This window comes from Aquimarina hainanensis, from assembly GCF_042684685.1.
GTDB classification, from domain to species: Bacteria; Bacteroidota; Bacteroidia; order Flavobacteriales; family Flavobacteriaceae; genus Aquimarina; species Aquimarina hainanensis.
The window spans coordinates 123238-141120 of record NZ_JBHULX010000013.1 but is presented as its reverse complement, the minus strand read 5'-3'; the positions used below and the strand labels follow the sequence as shown (position 1 = coordinate 141120).

14 protein-coding genes are annotated in these 17883 nt (G+C 35.4%); 2 read left to right on the top strand and 12 right to left on the bottom strand.

The window, feature by feature from the left end:
• Positions 1-14 precede the first annotated feature (14 nt).
• The 4 genes from ACFSTE_RS09005 to ACFSTE_RS08990 all read right to left on the bottom strand — a co-directional run bounded on the left by ACFSTE_RS09005 (position 15) and on the right by ACFSTE_RS08990 (position 9490).
• Positions 15-6287 carry an amino acid adenylation domain-containing protein gene (locus tag ACFSTE_RS09005; protein ID WP_378258820.1) on the bottom strand — a complete coding sequence of 2091 codons (6273 nt, stop codon included), beginning with the start codon at positions 6285-6287 and terminating at the stop codon, positions 15-17.
• A gap of 124 nt (positions 6288-6411) precedes the next feature.
• A complete protein-coding gene (locus tag ACFSTE_RS09000) occupies positions 6412-6957 on the bottom strand; it encodes an FcoT family thioesterase (protein WP_217704362.1) in 546 nt (181 codons plus the stop codon).
• 5 nt (positions 6958-6962) lie between these two features.
• Positions 6963-7853 (bottom strand): TauD/TfdA dioxygenase family protein, encoded by an 891-nt coding sequence (locus ACFSTE_RS08995; RefSeq protein ID WP_378258818.1) that lies wholly within the window; start codon positions 7851-7853, stop codon positions 6963-6965.
• A gap of 62 nt (positions 7854-7915) precedes the next feature.
• Positions 7916-9490 (bottom strand): fatty acid--CoA ligase, encoded by a 1575-nt coding sequence (locus ACFSTE_RS08990; RefSeq protein ID WP_176027372.1) that lies wholly within the window; start codon positions 9488-9490, stop codon positions 7916-7918.
• A gap of 301 nt (positions 9491-9791) precedes the next feature.
• Between ACFSTE_RS08990 and ACFSTE_RS08985 the strand changes: the two genes are divergently transcribed.
• Positions 9792-10529: a 4'-phosphopantetheinyl transferase family protein gene (locus tag ACFSTE_RS08985; RefSeq protein ID WP_176027373.1), complete on the top strand. Its 738-nt coding sequence runs from the start codon at positions 9792-9794 to the stop codon at positions 10527-10529.
• Here ACFSTE_RS08985 and ACFSTE_RS08980 read toward each other — a convergent pair.
• From ACFSTE_RS08980 to ACFSTE_RS08970, 3 genes are all read right to left on the bottom strand, one after another.
• The gene (locus ACFSTE_RS08980; RefSeq protein ID WP_378258816.1) at positions 10526-12109 is read right to left on the bottom strand and encodes a S41 family peptidase; all 1584 of its coding nucleotides are present in this window, start codon (positions 12107-12109) and stop codon (positions 10526-10528) included. The two genes, ACFSTE_RS08985 and ACFSTE_RS08980, sit on opposite strands and share 4 nt — an antisense overlap.
• A gap of 261 nt (positions 12110-12370) precedes the next feature.
• Positions 12371-12745: a hypothetical protein gene (locus ACFSTE_RS08975; protein WP_176027375.1), complete on the bottom strand. Its 375-nt coding sequence runs from the start codon at positions 12743-12745 to the stop codon at positions 12371-12373.
• Between the two features lie 27 nt (positions 12746-12772).
• Entirely contained in the window at positions 12773-13099 is a 327-nt protein-coding gene (locus ACFSTE_RS08970; protein ID WP_176027376.1) for a roadblock/LC7 domain-containing protein, read from the bottom strand.
• 376 nt (positions 13100-13475) lie between these two features.
• Here ACFSTE_RS08970 and ACFSTE_RS08965 point away from each other — a divergent pair, with 376 nt between their 5' ends.
• Positions 13476-13736, top strand: coding sequence for a hypothetical protein (locus ACFSTE_RS08965; protein ID WP_378258814.1), 261 nt, complete (start codon positions 13476-13478; stop codon positions 13734-13736).
• 168 nt (positions 13737-13904) lie between these two features.
• On the opposite strand, the gene ACFSTE_RS08960 is transcribed toward ACFSTE_RS08965, so the two are convergent.
• The 5 genes from ACFSTE_RS08960 to ACFSTE_RS08940 are packed head-to-tail and all read right to left on the bottom strand — an operon-like array spanning position 13905 to position 17744.
• Positions 13905-14462 carry a hypothetical protein gene (locus tag ACFSTE_RS08960; RefSeq protein WP_378258812.1) on the bottom strand — a complete coding sequence of 186 codons (558 nt, stop codon included), beginning with the start codon at positions 14460-14462 and terminating at the stop codon, positions 13905-13907.
• 1 nt (position 14463) lies between these two features.
• Entirely contained in the window at positions 14464-14979 is a 516-nt protein-coding gene (locus ACFSTE_RS08955) for a hypothetical protein (RefSeq protein ID WP_176027379.1), read from the bottom strand.
• 2 nt (positions 14980-14981) lie between these two features.
• On the bottom strand, positions 14982-15677 hold the full coding sequence (prfH, locus tag ACFSTE_RS08950) for a peptide chain release factor H (protein ID WP_176027380.1): 696 nt from the start codon (positions 15675-15677) through the stop codon (positions 14982-14984).
• 1 nt (position 15678) lies between these two features.
• The gene (locus tag ACFSTE_RS08945) at positions 15679-17070 is read right to left on the bottom strand and encodes an RtcB family protein (RefSeq protein WP_378258808.1); all 1392 of its coding nucleotides are present in this window, start codon (positions 17068-17070) and stop codon (positions 15679-15681) included.
• The gene (locus ACFSTE_RS08940) at positions 17055-17744 is read right to left on the bottom strand and encodes a hypothetical protein (RefSeq protein ID WP_378258806.1); all 690 of its coding nucleotides are present in this window, start codon (positions 17742-17744) and stop codon (positions 17055-17057) included. The genes ACFSTE_RS08945 and ACFSTE_RS08940 overlap by 16 nt, the downstream gene beginning before the upstream one ends.
• Between the last annotated feature and the right edge of the window lie 139 nt (positions 17745-17883).

Genomic DNA, 17883 nt, shown 5'->3' with positions numbered 1-17883 from the left:
CATCATTTTAGTTGCTAAACTGCTATTGCTTCTTTTTTTTCTAATTGTTTTTTCACATACTCAAAATACGATAAGATGGTTGCTTCATTTATTACCGAAAAAGAAAGGGCGATCTTACTTAATTCCTCTTGTGTATACAAGGTTTTATATACGAGTTTAGCCTTTAATTCTTTATTTACTCGCTCTTTTAATACTTCTTCTCCCAACGGTAAATAGTCATACATAAAAGGAGGTAATTGAAGTCCCTCTTTCTCTTTCATAAATGCTTTTGCTGATTGCAACCATTGAAACAGAGAAACCTCTTCCAATTCCTGAGCATTCCACTTATTATATAGTGATGCAAATGTATATAGAGGCATTCTGTCTCCTGATATATGATATGTCTGATTCCTTTTTCTGGTCGACAAATAAACCAACGCTTTTGCTGCTTTATCAACTGGTAAAATCATCAGTTCTAATTGTTCTTCCTTCGCAAACATTTTTTTCATCAATAACAAGGACTCTAAAAATCCATAAAACCATTGTTTTTTATCTAAAATACCCTTTTCTGATTCTCCTGTTATTAAACCTAATCTATAAATATTACAAGGAATCCCCTGTTTTCTTGCTGCGACAATTACATTCTCTGCCACCCATTTACTTGCCGCATACCCTCCTGATGCATAATGAGTTTCCTTTTCTGAAGACTGATGTTCATCGACTACTTTGATCTCGTTATATATCTCATTATTAAAAACACCTAATGTAGAAGTATAGTGAATTGGTTTCATCCTATTTTTAGCAGCTAGTTTTATCACTTCTATAGTCCCTCCTACATTGGCTGCTTTCATCTCATCGTATGTCTCCAAATGATTCATATAGGCTGCGTTGTGATAAATAATATCAACCTCCTTACTTAATGATTCGAAAGTGTCGTTCGTCAGCCCCAATAAAGGTCTCCCTATATCTCCTAAGAGAATTTCTATGCGGGAACTGTAGTGCTCTTCCCATATTTCGTAACGAAGCATTCCTTCTTTAATCTTCTCCCTTCCTTTTTCTGAAGATTCAGCCCGTACCAAACAAAGTATTCTTGCCTGATGACTTTCTAATAGCTCTTTTAGTATAAATACCCCGACAAAACCAGTACCTCCTGTCAATAAAATTGTTTCAGGAATCTCTTTTATACTCAAATCTTCCGGCAGTGCTATTACAGGTAGTTCCATCTCCTTAGACAAAGAAATAGGCACTTCTTTCTTTTCTCCTGCGGTTATATACTTACACAATGTTCTAATTGTAGAATAATTAAACATCGTTTTTACTTCTATTTTTTCCCTTTCTTCTAAAATGGTGTTTATTCGAGCAACTGCCTTAATTGCCAACAACGAATGCCCTCCTATTTCAAAAAAATCATCCGTAACTCCTATTTTTTTCTCTTCTAAAAGCTCTTGCCATATATGTACTATCTTCTCTTCTTTCTCTCCCTGAGGAGGAGTATATTTTGGAGTCTCTTTGAAGGTTATATCTTTATTTTCTAATGCTTTCCTATCAATCTTTCCATTCGGTGTTACTGGAATTTTTTCTAATTGCTCATATGCTACCGGAATCATATATTCTGGTAATAGATCCTGCATATGTTTCTTTAATAATTGATGATCTAAAGGGGTCTCAGCTTTGTAAAAAGCAATTAATTGTTCCCTTTTTTCTGTTTTTTTCAACACGACAGAAGCTTTATCAATCCCTGGATATTTTTCTAATACACTTTCTATTTCTCCTAATTCGACTCTATAACCTCTTATTTTTACCTGATGATCTATTCTCCCATGATATTCCAAGGTACCGTCTGGAAGCCATTTCACAGCATCTCCTGTTTTGTATAACAATTTTGGTCCGAATGGATTTTTGACAAATTTTTCAGCTGTCAATACTGGATTATTCAGATACCCTCTGGCTATTCCATCTCCTGCTATATGGAGTTCTCCTACAACTCCTTCTGGCAATAGTTCCATAGTTTCTCCCAAAACATAAAACCGCGTATTATTAACCGGTGTCCCTAAGGTTACTTTATTCCTATAAGTCACCTCTGCAATTGCTGCATTAACAGTATATTCAGTAGGACCGTATGCATTAAAAACTGCTACAGGGTACTGTTGTACACCTGATAAAACCTGTTCAGGCAACTCTTCTCCTCCAAAGGCAATTATTCGCACTTGATCAAACAGTTTTTTTCTCTGTTTTTGTGATAACTCTTTAATCACATTATAATATAAAGGTGGAAGATTGAGTATGGTTACTCCTTGATCCATTACCAAGTTATAGAAGCGTTCCGCTAAAATGTCTGCTTCATTTCTTAGTACCACTGTCGCACCACTCAATAAAAATGGAAATAGTTCCTCTACAGACATATCAAAACTCAACGATGCAAACTGAAGTATTCTGTCATCTTTACTAATTGCGTATCGTTGCTTCATTACTTCACAAAGATTTAATAATGATTGCTGTTCTATCATAACTCCTTTTGGAGTTCCTGTGCTTCCTGAAGTATAAATAACATATGCTAGATCGCTAAGAGTTGTGTTTCTTCTTTGCAACACCTCTTTACCAGAAAACTGCTCACAATCTTCGAATGACCAGACACTTGTATTATGGGCATGATATTCTTTTTCCTTCTCTTTATGTACAATCATACCTCTTGCATGACTATTTTCTAAAATTGCATCTCTCCTTTTAGAGCTTATTGATATATCTATAGGCAGATATGCTCCTCCTGCTCTAAGAATTCCCAGCACACTAACGATAGCATCTATGGATCTATTCATACAAATCGCAACCAGAGTCTCTGCAACAACTCCTTTTTCTTGTAAAAAAAGAGCTACTTTTCTACTTCTTTCTTCTAAGGATCTATAGGTAATTTTTTCGTGATCGTGAAGCAGTGCTATTGCTTCTGGATGCCTCGCTGCAATACGTTCAAACAACTGAGGTACCCCATATTCTTTTTCATAGAAAACAGCTGTATCATTATATGTATATAGTTGTTGATGTATCTCTTTTTCCGGAAGCATTGTATACTGACGACATTGTTTTTCAGGAGATACTAAAACAGCCCTAAGCAGTTCTTCAAAATAGCGTAAGTGTCTTTTTATGGTTGTTGCTTCAAACAGGCCTTCTTTATATTTTAGGTGTACCTGCAATGACTTTCTAAAATCGTAAACTTCTAATGCATATTCATCTTCCGTTTCCTGATACATCTCAAATACCGGAGTTACGAATGCTGAAAATGCTTCGTTCTGATGTATTTCATCAAAAATATTCTGGTATGTATATGATACCGGAACGACTGTTTCATTCGCTCCTACACTCCCTAAAACCGGTCTTAAGTCTGATAACAGGCTTACCAGAGGATATTGTGCGCGATCCATCCCTTCATAAAAAGACTTTTTTATTCTCTGAACGAAGGTGATAAAACTGTCAGTGGAACTGACCTGATTTCTAAGTAAAATTACATTGATAAAACACCCCATGGCTTTTTCATAGACCATTTTAGTCCTCCCCTGTACAGGCATTGACATTACAATATCTTCCTGATTCGTTAAACGGTATACCAACAAATTAAAAACACCTAATAACAAGACAGAGGTGTTTACATGCAACTCCTTTGCTACCATTTGTAGTTTTGAGAACAGTGCATCCTCCAATATCCACTTTTCTACTCCAACAGCCCTCTGTTCTTTCTCTTTATTTTCCCATCTGTCGTAGGGCAAGGTCATTGGCGTGACTCCTTCCATTTTTTCCTTCCACCAATCTCCATCTGCTTTTCCTTGCTGAAGCAAATAATTCTTTTCGCTTTCTATAAAATCAAAGAAGGTGTATTCCGGCTGTTGTACTTCGTAATGCCCTTCATTGGTTAATCTATTATATATATTCCAAAAAGATGTCATGAAAACCCCTCCAGACATCCCATCTAAAATCGTATGATGTACAATAAAAATAAGGTAATAAGCTCCTTCTTCTACACTTCCTCTTATATAAGTTCTCAGCAAACAATCCTGAGTAAGCACAAAAGGAGTGCGTATTAATTCCTTTAGCCGTTCATCATCTCTAGATAACCGTACCTCTTCATCAATATCCAACTGTAAACACGATGCCAGAGCATGTAATCTGTACATAATTTCTCCTGTAGTTTCTTCTTTATCGAAATACATTCTGAGTACCGGATACTCTTCTAACATATATCCTAATGTCTGGATTATAGTCAATGGATTTAATCGCTGTTTTACTGAAAAAATAATGGGTAAGTTATATGCTGTATTCATAGCATCTAACTCATGAATAAGAAATATCCCTTTTTGAAATACCGAGGCTTCTGATGTTCTCTGCAACCTATCTATCGATTCTACTTTAGGCACCTCCCTACTCCCCGCTAACTCGCTATAATCTGTCTGGGAAAGCAAATCAAAAAAAGCTTGAAAATTTTCCATCCCCAACATTTGCCCCATCTTAATGTCTAGATGCAATTGTTCGTTTACACGTCGTATAAATTGTGTGATTTTTATAGAATCAAACCCATAATCGACAGGAGATTTTGACAATACTATGGTCTCTTTTCCTACTCCAAAAACATCTTCAATTATTCCATAAACCAGTATTTCTTTTTCTTTATCAAATTTAGTGGAAGTATCCGGCAATAATTGCGATGCTTGTTTTTGTGGAAAGACACTTTCTTTTTCTGGTGTATCTACCATTTCTGTTTCTATACTACCTGTATACTCTTCTATAATACAATGTGCATTCACTCCTCCTATAGCATAACTACTCAGTGCCGCTCTTCTTGCCGTTTTCCCTTTTTTCCATTTCTTAGGAAATCTTTCTAAGATCAAAGAATGATTGGATGGCACTTCTGTATTTACTTCTTCTAAGTTTGATATCCCAGGAATAACTTTAAACTCCAAAGCTTTTATCACTTTTAGCAAGGAAGCCATTCCTGCTGCTATTTCCGGATGTCCAATAATTGGCTTTACTGAACTTACATACCACTTCTTATCTACAGTTGTGCTCAATTTTTTATATGCTTCACTAATTGCACTTAATTCCACCGCATCTGCCAGACGGTTTCCTATTCCATGTGCTTCAATATAATCAACCGTATCAACGGGAATTCCTGCCTTTTTTACTCCTTGCCATATCGCTTCTTTAATCCCTTTAGCATTTGGGGCTTCAATAGAGAAGTTTTTTCCTCCATGCACAACACTTGTCCCACATAAACTCGCCAATATCTTTCTCTCATTCGCAATAGCGATACTCTCTTTGGTAACAATCAGAACTCCTGCCCCTTCACTTCTGAGAAATCCATTCGCGGTATTGCTATAACTCTTTGTACAATTCGTAGCACTTAATAATTCTTCATACATCCCCTGAGATGATTCTTTTTCAAATGTTTTTTTCTCTATTAAGTTTACTCCTCCTACAATGGCTTGTTCACATTCTCCTTCGCGAATACAGCGTACTGCTTTATGAAGCGCAACATACACACTGGTACAAAATGTATTAATTGTTTCGCTTGGTCCGACGATATTCAACCGATAGGATACCTCATTAGCCAAAGGAATCTGATACGCGGTTTTTTGTTTTTCTGCTACATTGGTATCCGCTGCTATAAACACTCCGGTTTTTTGCGAAGTCCAATCTTGTAGAGAAAAGCCATATGTTTTCATTGCTTTTGCCAATACTGAATAAAGGATAGTTTGTTGCCTGCTTAGCTCCTTAATTTCCTCTTCGAACCCTAATACTTCCCTGATTCGTTGTGTATCGATTTTTGTAATATTCCTATACTCTAATCCACTATTATAAGTAGCTTCTTTTTGTCGAACAGTTTCGGATATGGACTTTTCCCACATTGCTGCTACATCCACTTCATCAGGAAAAATCCCTGCCATACCAACTACTACCAGCTTTTCTTCTGTTATTTTTTTTGTTTCATGTCGCTCATTGATTACTCCTTCCATACTCCCTCCTTCCATCTCTAACACTTCTTCTAACAAATACGATACTAATAATTGCATTTCCGGATAATCAAAAAATAAGGTCGTTCTCAATTGACATTGCAGATCATCTTCTAAAGTGGTTTTGAATTGCAATGCTTCCATAGAAGTTACTCCTAGCTCAACAAAAACCTGATTTTCTGATACCTCTTCTATGGCATCCAATTCTAAAAAATCCACTAATAATCTTCTGATATGATCTGTTAATAGCTTAGGGCGATCTGAAGAAGTACTTTGGGTTAAAACACTAAGTATAGTAGCAGGTGTCATCATAAATAAAGTCTAAATTGAGATAAGTATGTATATTAAAAAATCAATGGTAATACTCAACTATTACTAGTGAGACTACCATTGACCAGAGGTATGAATATTCGCTATATTCTAACAGTATAGGTTATTATGGATGTAGAATAGCTAACGTAATATCTCCTTTGGATTTTCCGTTGGTTTCATCCTGAAAACTGCAGTACATCTTTATAAATGTACAGTTCGATTTTTTGGAAATTGTATCAATCCCAACTTCTCCATAGAAGTGTTTTGCATTGATCTGACTTCGATATGAAGAACTAATACTCGCTATCAAAAAATGCGATAATTGTTTTTCTAAAAACACTTCTCCATGCTCGCTTTCAAATCCTTTTAATTCAGGGATTAATCCTTCTTTTATACAATATCCATAAAACACGTATGCTAATTGATTAAAACAAATATTAAATTCTACTGCATTAAAGTGTCCTGTATCATCTATATAACAAGAATCTGCTATCCCAAACTCTCCTTTCATCATCAGCCCTTTTTCTTGTTCTTCTTCTTTCTTTTGAAAAATTGCTTTTTTCAAATAGGTAGTATGTGAACGATATGGCTGTAACACTTCCATCATAAAATCATGATCGACAACCACTTGATTTTCTACCTCCGGATATATTGTTTCTATAGAAGCCATTACCATTATTTTTCTAATCCAACATAAAAAGGAAGATCATCATAAATCCCAATTCTATAGCTTTTACTTTTTTCTCCGGGAGGTAAAGCAGAAGACATATGAAGCAAATATCTATTATCCCAAATAATTAAATCTCCTTTCTCCCAGGTATGTACATGAATATGTTCTTCTTTTTCGATGAATTCAAACAATTTCTTCATTGCTTCTTCATTTTCCTCATGTTTTAGACCATCTATTTTCATCGTAAAACCGCTGCTCATGTATAAAATTTTATCTCCAGTTACCGGATGTTCTATAATGGCAGGATGTTTTACAAACGGTACCATTTCATTCATTTTATCAATCAACTGCTGGATGGATTTATCGATATCGTCAGGAGTAACTTTATATCTGTTATTTCCTCCATGTATCAGGGTGGCGCCTTCTACTATTTTCTTAAGATCTTCTGGCATTTTATTGTATACCTCATGCATATCGATATACCTGGTCTCCCGAATTGTCGGAGGAATCACAATTGGCGTTATCGAAGTAAAAGACAATGGCTTAGCTTCGAACTGACAGTCTGTATGCCAATAATGTCCTGTTCCTGCAACTCCAACTTTCTCTCCTTCTTTATTGACATTGGAGGAAACAAAAATTTCTGGATAATCGGGATGGTGATAGTTTTCCTGAAAATATACTTGTGGTCTTCCTAAAACTCTTGTGAATGCCACATACTCCTCGGGCTCCAAAGATTGGTTCCGAATTACGACTAGCTTATTTCTATAAATAGCATTTCTTATTTCTGCCAGTTCAGGATCCCCTTTTTTTAATTCTTTGACATCAATTCCTGATATTATCCCTCCTATTTCTCCGGGTTTAGCATCTTCAATCTGAATGATTTGTGTTGTTTCCATAATTTAGATTAGGTTTATTCGATATATTATTAGTTTATTACTGATGATTTTTATTGCGACACTTAGTTGACTTGCCGTTCTAATCCCTTCCAGAAAGGGGCTCTTAATTCTCTTTTCAGGATTTTTCCACTTGGATTTCTGGGAAGCGATGGTACAAATGAAATAGTGCTGGGTATTTTATAATCTGCTATTTTCCCTCTACAAAAATTAATGAGGGCTCTTTTTTTAATTTCTTGTTCGGGTTGTACTACTATAATTGCTTTTACCACTTCTCCCCATTGATCATCCGGAATACCTATTACGGCAACATCTTTTACTGACGGATGCTCACTTAATACTGCTTCTATCTCTGCCGGGTATATATTTTCTCCAGAACAAATGATCATATCTTTGATTCTATCACAGATAAAAATATAGCCGTCTTCATCTATGTAACCTGCATCTCCGGTATGTATCCATCCATCTATCATCGTTTCCTGAGTGGCTTTTGTATTATTCCAATATCCAATCATATTGGAAGGTGATTTCAGGCAAATCTCTCCTATGGTATTCGGAGGAACTGATTGATGCTTAAAGTTTATTACCTTGGCTTCTACACCTGGCAAGGGCTTACCAGCAGATTTCATTTTCTCATTCCATGGTATTGTATGATCTTCCGGGCGAAGGCATACTGCCATATTTCCCGTTTCTGTCATCCCATACACCTGAAAAAAGTCACAATCAAAAGTTTTCATTGCTATTCGCATTACCGCAGGAGTAATCGGAGATCCCCCATACAAAAAACCAGTAACAGAAGAGAAATCAGTATTTTTATATGCGGGTTCTGCTAATACAAATTGTACCATTGCCGGTACCATAGCAACTTTGGTGACTTTTAATTTTTCTATATATTCCAATGCTTTCCAGGCGATGAATGTTTCCAATACAATGCCCTTTGCCCCTACTATAAATCCTTGTATAGCCCACCATAGTCCCCCAATATGAAACATCGGTAACGACAACAATAAAGTATCCCTACTCTCGAGATTCATCCAGGCATCTCCTTTTGCATACATTCCCTGCAATAAGGAAAAAAAGCTGTAATGTGCCAATTGTACTCCTTTGGGACTTCCCGTTGTTCCCGAAGTATACATTTGTACCACCGGAGTCTCTGCCGTATGTGTTACTCTTGTTTCTAAAGAAGATTGTTCTTCTTTCCATTGCACATATTCCTGGTATTCTCCATGTGTTCCCTTACAACATATAATCTTTCTGACTGTGATTAGTTCTTCCGCTATAGAGGCGACAACATCAAAGAACTCTTCCCCAACAAATAAAACTTCTGCTGCTCCATTATTGAGGATATATAAAATTTCTTTAGCACTCAGCCGCCAATTGACCGTAATTAGTACAGCTGCAGCTTTTGCTGTTCCAAATAATATTTCAAACCCACAAATACTATCTTTTGCTAAATACCCTACTCTTGTTCCTTCTTTGACCCCTTCTTTTATCAGTCCATTAGCGACCTGATTGGTATAACAATCAAACTGGCGATAGGTGATCTCTTTATCTTCAAAAAGAAAGGCTGTTTCGTTACCTCTTATTTTTGCCTGATGGTTACAAAGTGTAACTAAGGTCTCTGGGGGGTGTTTTTTCATGAAAACAGTATTAGTTTTTTTTCTATCATGTCTACTACAAATTTCATGAATTACACCTGCGAAGACTAAAAAGAAAAACGCCTTTTATTTCACTAATCAATCCTTAACATTTATGTTTTTACTCATTTTAATTAAAAAATCAATCCTTCTTATGTTTCTTTGAAAACTTCAGAAGAAAAAAGTTTTTTTTACGTTCTTCCACTAGTATATTTAGTTACATAAAATCGATTCTTTTAACGCTTTTTAGGGTAAAAAATCTTTTTTATTTAAATATCTTTATAGATTATAAGGTTGACAGGTTATGTATAGAAAAGGAGTTATACCATTAGAGAGAAAAGAGCGTACTTTTATGGCTGGTTTTTGTATCATTCATAAAGAACTTCAAGATTTAGAATCCATAACTCATCTTTTACATCCTAAAGAAACTACTACAGTACAGGCGTTAAAATTCGGAAAGCGAAAATCTAGTTATCTTTTGGGGCGATATGCTGCAAAAAAAGCCTTATCCATTCTCTTTCCCACCGTAGCTGCTGATAGTATTCTTATTTCTTCTGGTATTTTTAAATTCCCTGTTATAGAGTCTCATCACATTCATAATACAAAAGTAAGTATTAGTCACTGTGATACTATTGGAATCGCATTAGCATTCCCTGAAAGCCATCCTATCGGAGTTGACATCGAACGTGTTAATGAAAAAGGTATCGATGCATTAAAAAGTGTCATCAATGACCAGGAATTCAACCTACTCACTTCCTATCTTCTTCCATCTTCTGTTTGCTATACGATGATATGGACTATCAAGGAAGGGCTTTCTAAAATATTAAAAACCGGCTTAATGGCTGATTTTAATATTCTGGAGATAGAGAGCATTTCTAAAGAGGGGAATGCCTATATCAGTACTTTTAAAAACTTTGCTCAATACAAGGCTGTTTCTTATTGTATTGATGAATACATTTGTACACTTGTATTGCCTAAAAACACTTCTCCTATCCTTTCAGAATTCGAAGAAGCCATTACATACCGGCTTGAGCAGGTTTAGTTTTCTTTGGTTTTAGCGATTTGCTGTAAAGCGGTTTGTAAAATACTATCTTTGTTTTTGTGTTTCTCTGGTATCGTTATATCGGGCTTAATCCCATACCCATCTGGTTTGGTCTCATATGGGGTGCTAATATTCATTAGGCCTATCCTAACTTTCAGTTTGGAGGTTGGTAATTCTACATTCGCAAATACTCCGGCAATAGTTCCATTGTATGCCCCTCCGGTTTCTTCTCCTATAAAAGTTGCTCTCCCTGTAGCCTTTAGATGGGTCGACAAAATACTACTCGCAGAAAAACTCTCTCCATCGATCAGCACATAGACCGCTCCTTTATAATTGCGTTCCTTAGGAGTTCTGGACTTGTTATACTTAAACTTAAAATAAGGAATCCCATTATCCTTCTTGACTGTAACAACCTGAAACAATGCAACTCCCGGAGAAAAAAGAACTCCTAACGCCTTCATAAACCAGGAAGGTGAATGATACAGAGGATACAGATTACTTGTCCGGCTAGTCATAGTTGCTTTTTTGATAAAAACATATTCTTTATCCGTCAGATATGCATATAAATGATCTATCTCTGATAGTCTCCCTCCCAGATTCCCTCGAAGATCTAATACGAGATGTGAAGCTTTTGCCGAATCCATTTTCTGAAAACTGTCTTCATAAAACTCCTTATACCTTCCTTTGGAAAACCCTCTTATTTTCATATACCCTACTACAGGAAGGGTATCTGATCTAATGAGTGTGAAGTTTCTGTTGTATTCTTTGGTGTATGGGTTATAACCATGATGCTTTCGGTATTTCTGAATTGATTTTCTCTTTGCCTTGGCTATTCTCTTTTCTTCCCTGCTTATTTTCTTCCTGGCTGGTCTTATGGAGTCTTTTTTCTTCTCTGAAGATTTACTCTTGGAATAGATGGCATGTAAATAGGATTCATAGACTAGATCTCCTTTTTTTAAAGTCAATAATACACTATCTTTTTGAGGATGTGTTTTTTCATAAAAATACCCGAGATAAGTACTTGTATAACGAGGAATAAATGTTTGGTTGTACCCATCTCCTGTCTGAAGGTTTTTAAATGCCTTTAACAGCTCCTCTACTGGTTTTCCATCTACCTTCAATAAAGTTTCTCCTACGTATTTTGTACTATCCTTACCATGATTTTTCTTTATTACCAATTCATCTGCAATTTTTTCTATTCTCAACGATTTAAAGGGGGATTTCCTAACTCCTTTTTCTTTTACCTCTTTTTTTGTTTGTCTTTTTCCCGGCATCCCTACACTGGTATGTCCTTGTCTTATGCTGGTAATAACCGGAGTTATTTTTTTATAAAATGCCTGACTGCTCATCGGACTTTTTATCGAGTTTTTGAGACTATCGAATTTTTGTTCTAATACTTCCTTACTTATATACCAATACAAATCCGGATGAAGTTTTTTCAATTTCTTCAGCGCATAATCTACATCTGCATGTAGTTCCGTAACGGTGTGCTCTCTGGTCAATTGCGCATTAAATTTCTTAACGGATGTACAACTTACTACAGATATAACAACTGCAAATACTAGTATTGTTCTAATCATAATTCGATTTTTTTCCGGATCATAAAAAAGCTCATGTCACCGTAGTTAATTCCATTTATACTTTAAAAAATCTGGATGTAATGATTTTTTTAAAAATCAACCGGTTTCATTTCTGCTAAATGGAAAACATCACTACAATAATCATACTATTTTTATAATATAGAAACATATACATATAAAAAAAGGAGCTTAACAGCTCCCTTTCTTAAAAAACGTTTTTTTAGATTACATGTAGGTCTATAATCAAAAAAACGCACTTGTTTATAATTTTTGAACAATATCTTTTTTGTATTTCTTTAATAAAGCTCTGGTCATTCCCAGATTAGCAGAAGAAGAATCAACTGCCAGATAGATAAAATAATCTACTTTCTCAGAAACATCAATAATATGAATCTGATCTGTTAGTGTAATCATAATATCCTGAATAGAAGAACTTAGTCCTAATGCGCTAATCGCTTTTAATTTCGCTTTGACTACTTCCAGGTTGAATGCTGAAGCGATATCCGGATCAAAATCTGCTTTATTAGAATGTGATACATAAGATACTCCAGTTGCCACTTCTGTTACTGATACTGCAATAAACCCAGGAACATTTGTTTTAATATCCTCAATAAATTGATCTAAAAAATTTGACATAGTAGTTTTGGTATAATATAAATTGTTTTATAAAGTATTAATCATTTTTAAGCAGCGACCTATTTTGGAAACTTCTTTGGAAAAAATCACTATGATTGCATCTTCTCCATGTTTATTCACTACAAAAAAACCCGCTGATGCTTTTACTAAGAGTTGTTCTAGCTCCCCATTTTTTAGATCTTGGGATAAATCACTTCCCATAGCATATATCATTTGTACCATTGCTGCTATGTTCTGCTCATAATCGACATGAGACGCACTTATTACATTCCCTTCCAAATCTAATAAAAGTGCCGCATCTGCTCCTGTATCTTCTAATACCTTGTCTAACTGTAATGGGGTCTTTTCACTCATTTGTTTCTTATTTAAAAAAAATCGCTAACCAGTTAACTATAAGTTAACATTCGTCATTTTCATTTCTTTTCAAAAATGAAGCAAAAATACACATTTAGCCTTAATAACTTTATGTATCTGACAATTTATACAACGAACCAAACCCCTGAAAAACACTGATGAAATACGAAATTATTCAACTTTACAACACTTATTATTATTTTTATACATACTATTCAATTTTTCCTTGTCACTTTCTTTAATAAATTGCCAACGAAATGAAAATTTAATAAAAATTTAATTTTCAAATAACATTAATTTTTGTAATAAATAAGCCCCTCTTCTTTTCTAAAAACCCGGATATCTTTAATTTTGCAAGGTCCCAAATTAAATAGTTATGAAAGATATCGCTGATATAAGGCTTGACCTTGATCGCAAAAGGAAAGAATTTGATCACTACCGAATTTCTAATGGAGTTTTTGGTAAATCTGATTATCTCAAATTACTGGAAACCATCGCCACTGATCATTCCCCGGAGAATGAAATCAAAGCCTCTTCACTTTCTTCTGAAGAAACTTCTAAAAAGGATCAGGCTCCTATTAAAAGATACGAAAGAACAATTAGACAAGGGTATTTCCTAAAAAGAAGAAGCCGATAGTATTTGTTTGCATTCAATGTTACACTAGTATTATTTCTGATTTAAATTTATTCAATAAAAAGTCGTTTTATTGAATAAATTTAGGTTGAAAATGATATAGAAATGATTCGCATCATCATATCACTGATGACGCGAATCATCTAATTACTTCATAGCAGGGTTATCTCGTCATTTTGGATGATATTTTGGAAGAGTCACCAACTCTTCTCTATCCAAAGGGTCAATTCCTTGAGCCAGTAGTTCTTTACTCGCCTGTACTGCCCAACATTGTTCTCCGGAATGAATAGACCCGTACAATCCTAATAAGTAAACAGGCTCTACAATATTCCACCCTCTTACTTTTCGCGTTGGGATTTCCTTTCGTTCAAAAAAGTCTATTGTTACCCGAAAAAACTTGCTTTCGAATAACATCTCTGTTTTTTCATATCGTCTAAACCCTTCATTTCCTGGCATCATATCATATCGTGTCCACACCTTTTCAAATCCTTGCTTTTGCAAAATTCTCATCACTAAAGGAACATCTATCGGATTGACAAAAATATCTATATCTTTATGATCATGTGCATGTTTGTATTCTGTGTGTCCTTCTGGGGATAAAAAATGCCATGCCCACCCTCCAGAAAGGATAACATATGCTCTTAATTCATTTAATATTTCCAGAACCGGAACAATTCTATATTCCGGCCATTGTTCTCCATATCGCTTTTTATTGTGTACTGTTCCCATTTTAGGTTTCTTTTTCTTCTGTTCTCTTCTTTTTCTTCTTCGGTATTTTCTCTTTTACCCTAATTTCATCTTCTTTTATTTCCTGCATCAACATCGCATTATAGGTATGCTCTTTTCCCACTTTTAACCATTTCAACGCTTCTTTATATGCTTTTTGATGCTCTAAAAGCAAGGCTTTTTTCTGATATAAAATCCCTTTATCGGTTCCTTTTACAGAAAGTCCGAATTCAATTAATCTTGCAGCTGCATCATATTCCTCATTCCACAACAATACATTGATATAATTAGGATATACATCGAAACAATATATATTCTCTGCTAATGCCTGTTGATAGTAGCTTTTTGCCGCTTCATAATCTTTTAATGCTTCTGCCTGTATCTGTCCCATAAGACAGAGCACGATCGGATTTTTTTCATCATATGACAAGGCATAATTAATTGCTTCTACTGCTTCCATTAAATCATACGGATATGCTTCCAATGCCTGAAATACATATTTATCTAATAAACTTGCCATTTTTATTCATTTATAGTGTTTCGCAATGCTCTCTTTAATTGATTACGTTTATCTTTATATGTTTTGCGTTTTTGTTTTTTCTTAAAATCACTTCCAGTAAAAACTTTTACAGGATTTCCTCTCGATAACTTCACCTGATGATCCCATTCCTGATTCAATCTATCTTTTATGCTTTCTAAGTGAGCCTTTTTTACTTTTTCTTCCAATCGTTCTTTTGCAATTTTCCGATTTTGATGCTGGGATCTTCGATCCATTACTACCACCATCACTCCTGTGGGTTTATGAATAGCTCGTACTGCAGAGTTCACTTTATTTACATGTTGCCCTCCCGGTCCTGAACTTTTCATGGTTTGATAGGTAATCTGAGTTTCATCAAACGTATCATCTTTACTCTCTTCCAGCTGATGTACACCTATGAACCAGTTTTTTCGTTTGTGATATTTTCGATACCTTGAAGTTCCAATCCATTGAATAGTTCCGATCCATTCCTGGCACTTGATCATTGCTTTTTCTCCGCTTACCCTGACTATTACAGATCTAATTGTTCCATTTTCAACACCCTGATCCTTATGAAGAACCGTACAGACCATTCTTTTTTCTTTCATATCTGCTAAAAACCGTTTCAGCACCTGCGCAACAACCCACCAACATTCTGCTGGTCCTCTTGCTGCTGTTATTTGTATAGTTTTTTCTTCCATTTCATCTATCCATTCTGACAATTTTAGGAGTAAAAGTGCCTACTACCTCTACTAATTCCTTTTGGTTAGCCATTACATTATGTATATTTTTATATGCCATTGGAGCTTCATCAACCCCTCCTCCAAGTACTGTAACACCATGTTCTTTGAGCACTTTATTGATAGCGCTTTTGGTAAATTTTTCTTTACATTTTCTTCTGGACAGCAATCGTCCAGCTCCATGAGAAGCAGAATGTAAGCTTTCTGAGTTCCCTCGCCCCCGAACGATATAACCCGGTGCAGTCATAGACCCGGGAATAATCCCCAAGGCTCCTTTTCCTGCTGGGGTTGCTCCTTTTCTATGTACAATACATTCAACTCCATTCACCATTTTTTTCCAGGCAAAATTGTGATGGTTCTCTATTTTACAAATAGGTTTAGCCCCAATTAACTTCCCTATTCTCTTGTGGATATCATCATGACATGCCTGGGCATAATCTCCTGCCAGGTTCATCGCTAGCCAGTACTCGTGCCCGTCATGTGTCGACAGATCTAACCAGGCTAATTGCTGTACGTGTTTAGGTAATGGACATTGTTTGGTGGCTAAATGCGTATAGTGTTTTGCTATATTTGCTCCTAACCCTCTGGAACCGCTGTGTGTAAGCAACCCTAAGTAATCCCCGGGTTTTATCCCCCATTCATTCTCAGCATCGGTAATCGTAACGATCCCAAACTCTACAAAGTGATTTCCACTTCCTGAGGTTCCTAATTGTTTGTACGCTTTATCTTTTAATTTTTTCACCAATGGAATTGTTGTAAATTCTTCTCTGGAAAAAATTTCGTGATCGTGTTTTATTTTATGTGTTTCATACATTCCGAACTTGGTATGCTCTGACAAAATTTTCTCTAAACGATATCGCTTTCCTTTTAGATAGGATACCGCAACGGGATATACTGTCAGACACATTCTACAACCTATATCAACTCCCACTCCATATGGAATAACAGCATTGTTTGTTGCTAAAACACCTCCAATTGGCAATCCGTACCCTGTATGTGCATCAGGCATTAAAGCTCCTGCTACAGAAACCGGCAATTTCAGAGCATCATACAATTGATATTTCGCCTGGTCATCTATTTCATCTTCTCCATATATCATAAAAGGAGCTCTTGTCGTATTTAATGCATGCTTCTTTACTGTTACAGGTGTTAACAGACTTTCTGCTATTTTTCCCCATACTCCATCTCCTTTAAACAATTCCGGTTTAAGAAGTACTTCTTTTGCTTCTTGTAATACCTGTTCCTTTTTTTTCTTTTTATAATATCTATTAATCTGACCTAATGCCACATTAATACTGTTATTCTTCGGAAACCCTAACTTAATAAGGTCTTTCCCTCTTAATTTCTTTCCCATGATATTTCTTTATCTATTATTTCTTTACAGGTATACCGTTGTAAGTTTTTCAACCCTTTTTTAATGTCTTGTCTTCTTTTTTTAGATGTGGGAGTACCCCAACGGTCTTTCCATGCATTTCCTTTTTGGCTCAAAGCGTAATACGCATTCTTCAGAAGTTGTTGCTCCAATAAATCACAGACTGCTTCCAGAGCAGGGTTGATCTTTTTTTGATGTGTAACATATGCTCGTGTCAGCTTTACTCTATATACCAATGATGGAAAATTTATATAAAACCGAAGTCGTATTTTTTTCTGTTCCGTGTAATAGTAAAAAGGTATACAAAGACATTTTGCCGCATCTGACAATTGATTATACTGGCGTCTACTTATAGTAGTTACATTTTTATGCAACATATATTTAGTAGATTCCTTCAACCTTTTTTGAGTAGCTTCTTCTTTTGTTCTACCCCAATACAACTTCTCTATGATTTGGTACACCTCGAGAATAGCTTCTTTATTTTTGTACCTTTCCAGCTTTGTCGTAAGTACCAATTCACTAAACCACCCATGTCGAATAGGAACTTCCAGTGGCATGTACCCTAACTGATATATTTCTTTATAAACCTGAGCTAGTCTTCGTCGAATACAATATATTTCTTTTAGCCGCTGCCCTTTTATGGCTATTGGCTTCATAATTATATATACGATATTGTTATACCACTTATCTTTTAGGTTTCTTGAATGAAGCCTCTAATAACTGGTACAAAAAATTAAAAATGTAGACTATTGATTTCTGTAAATACCTAGTACCTCTGAAATCTTAACAGAATAC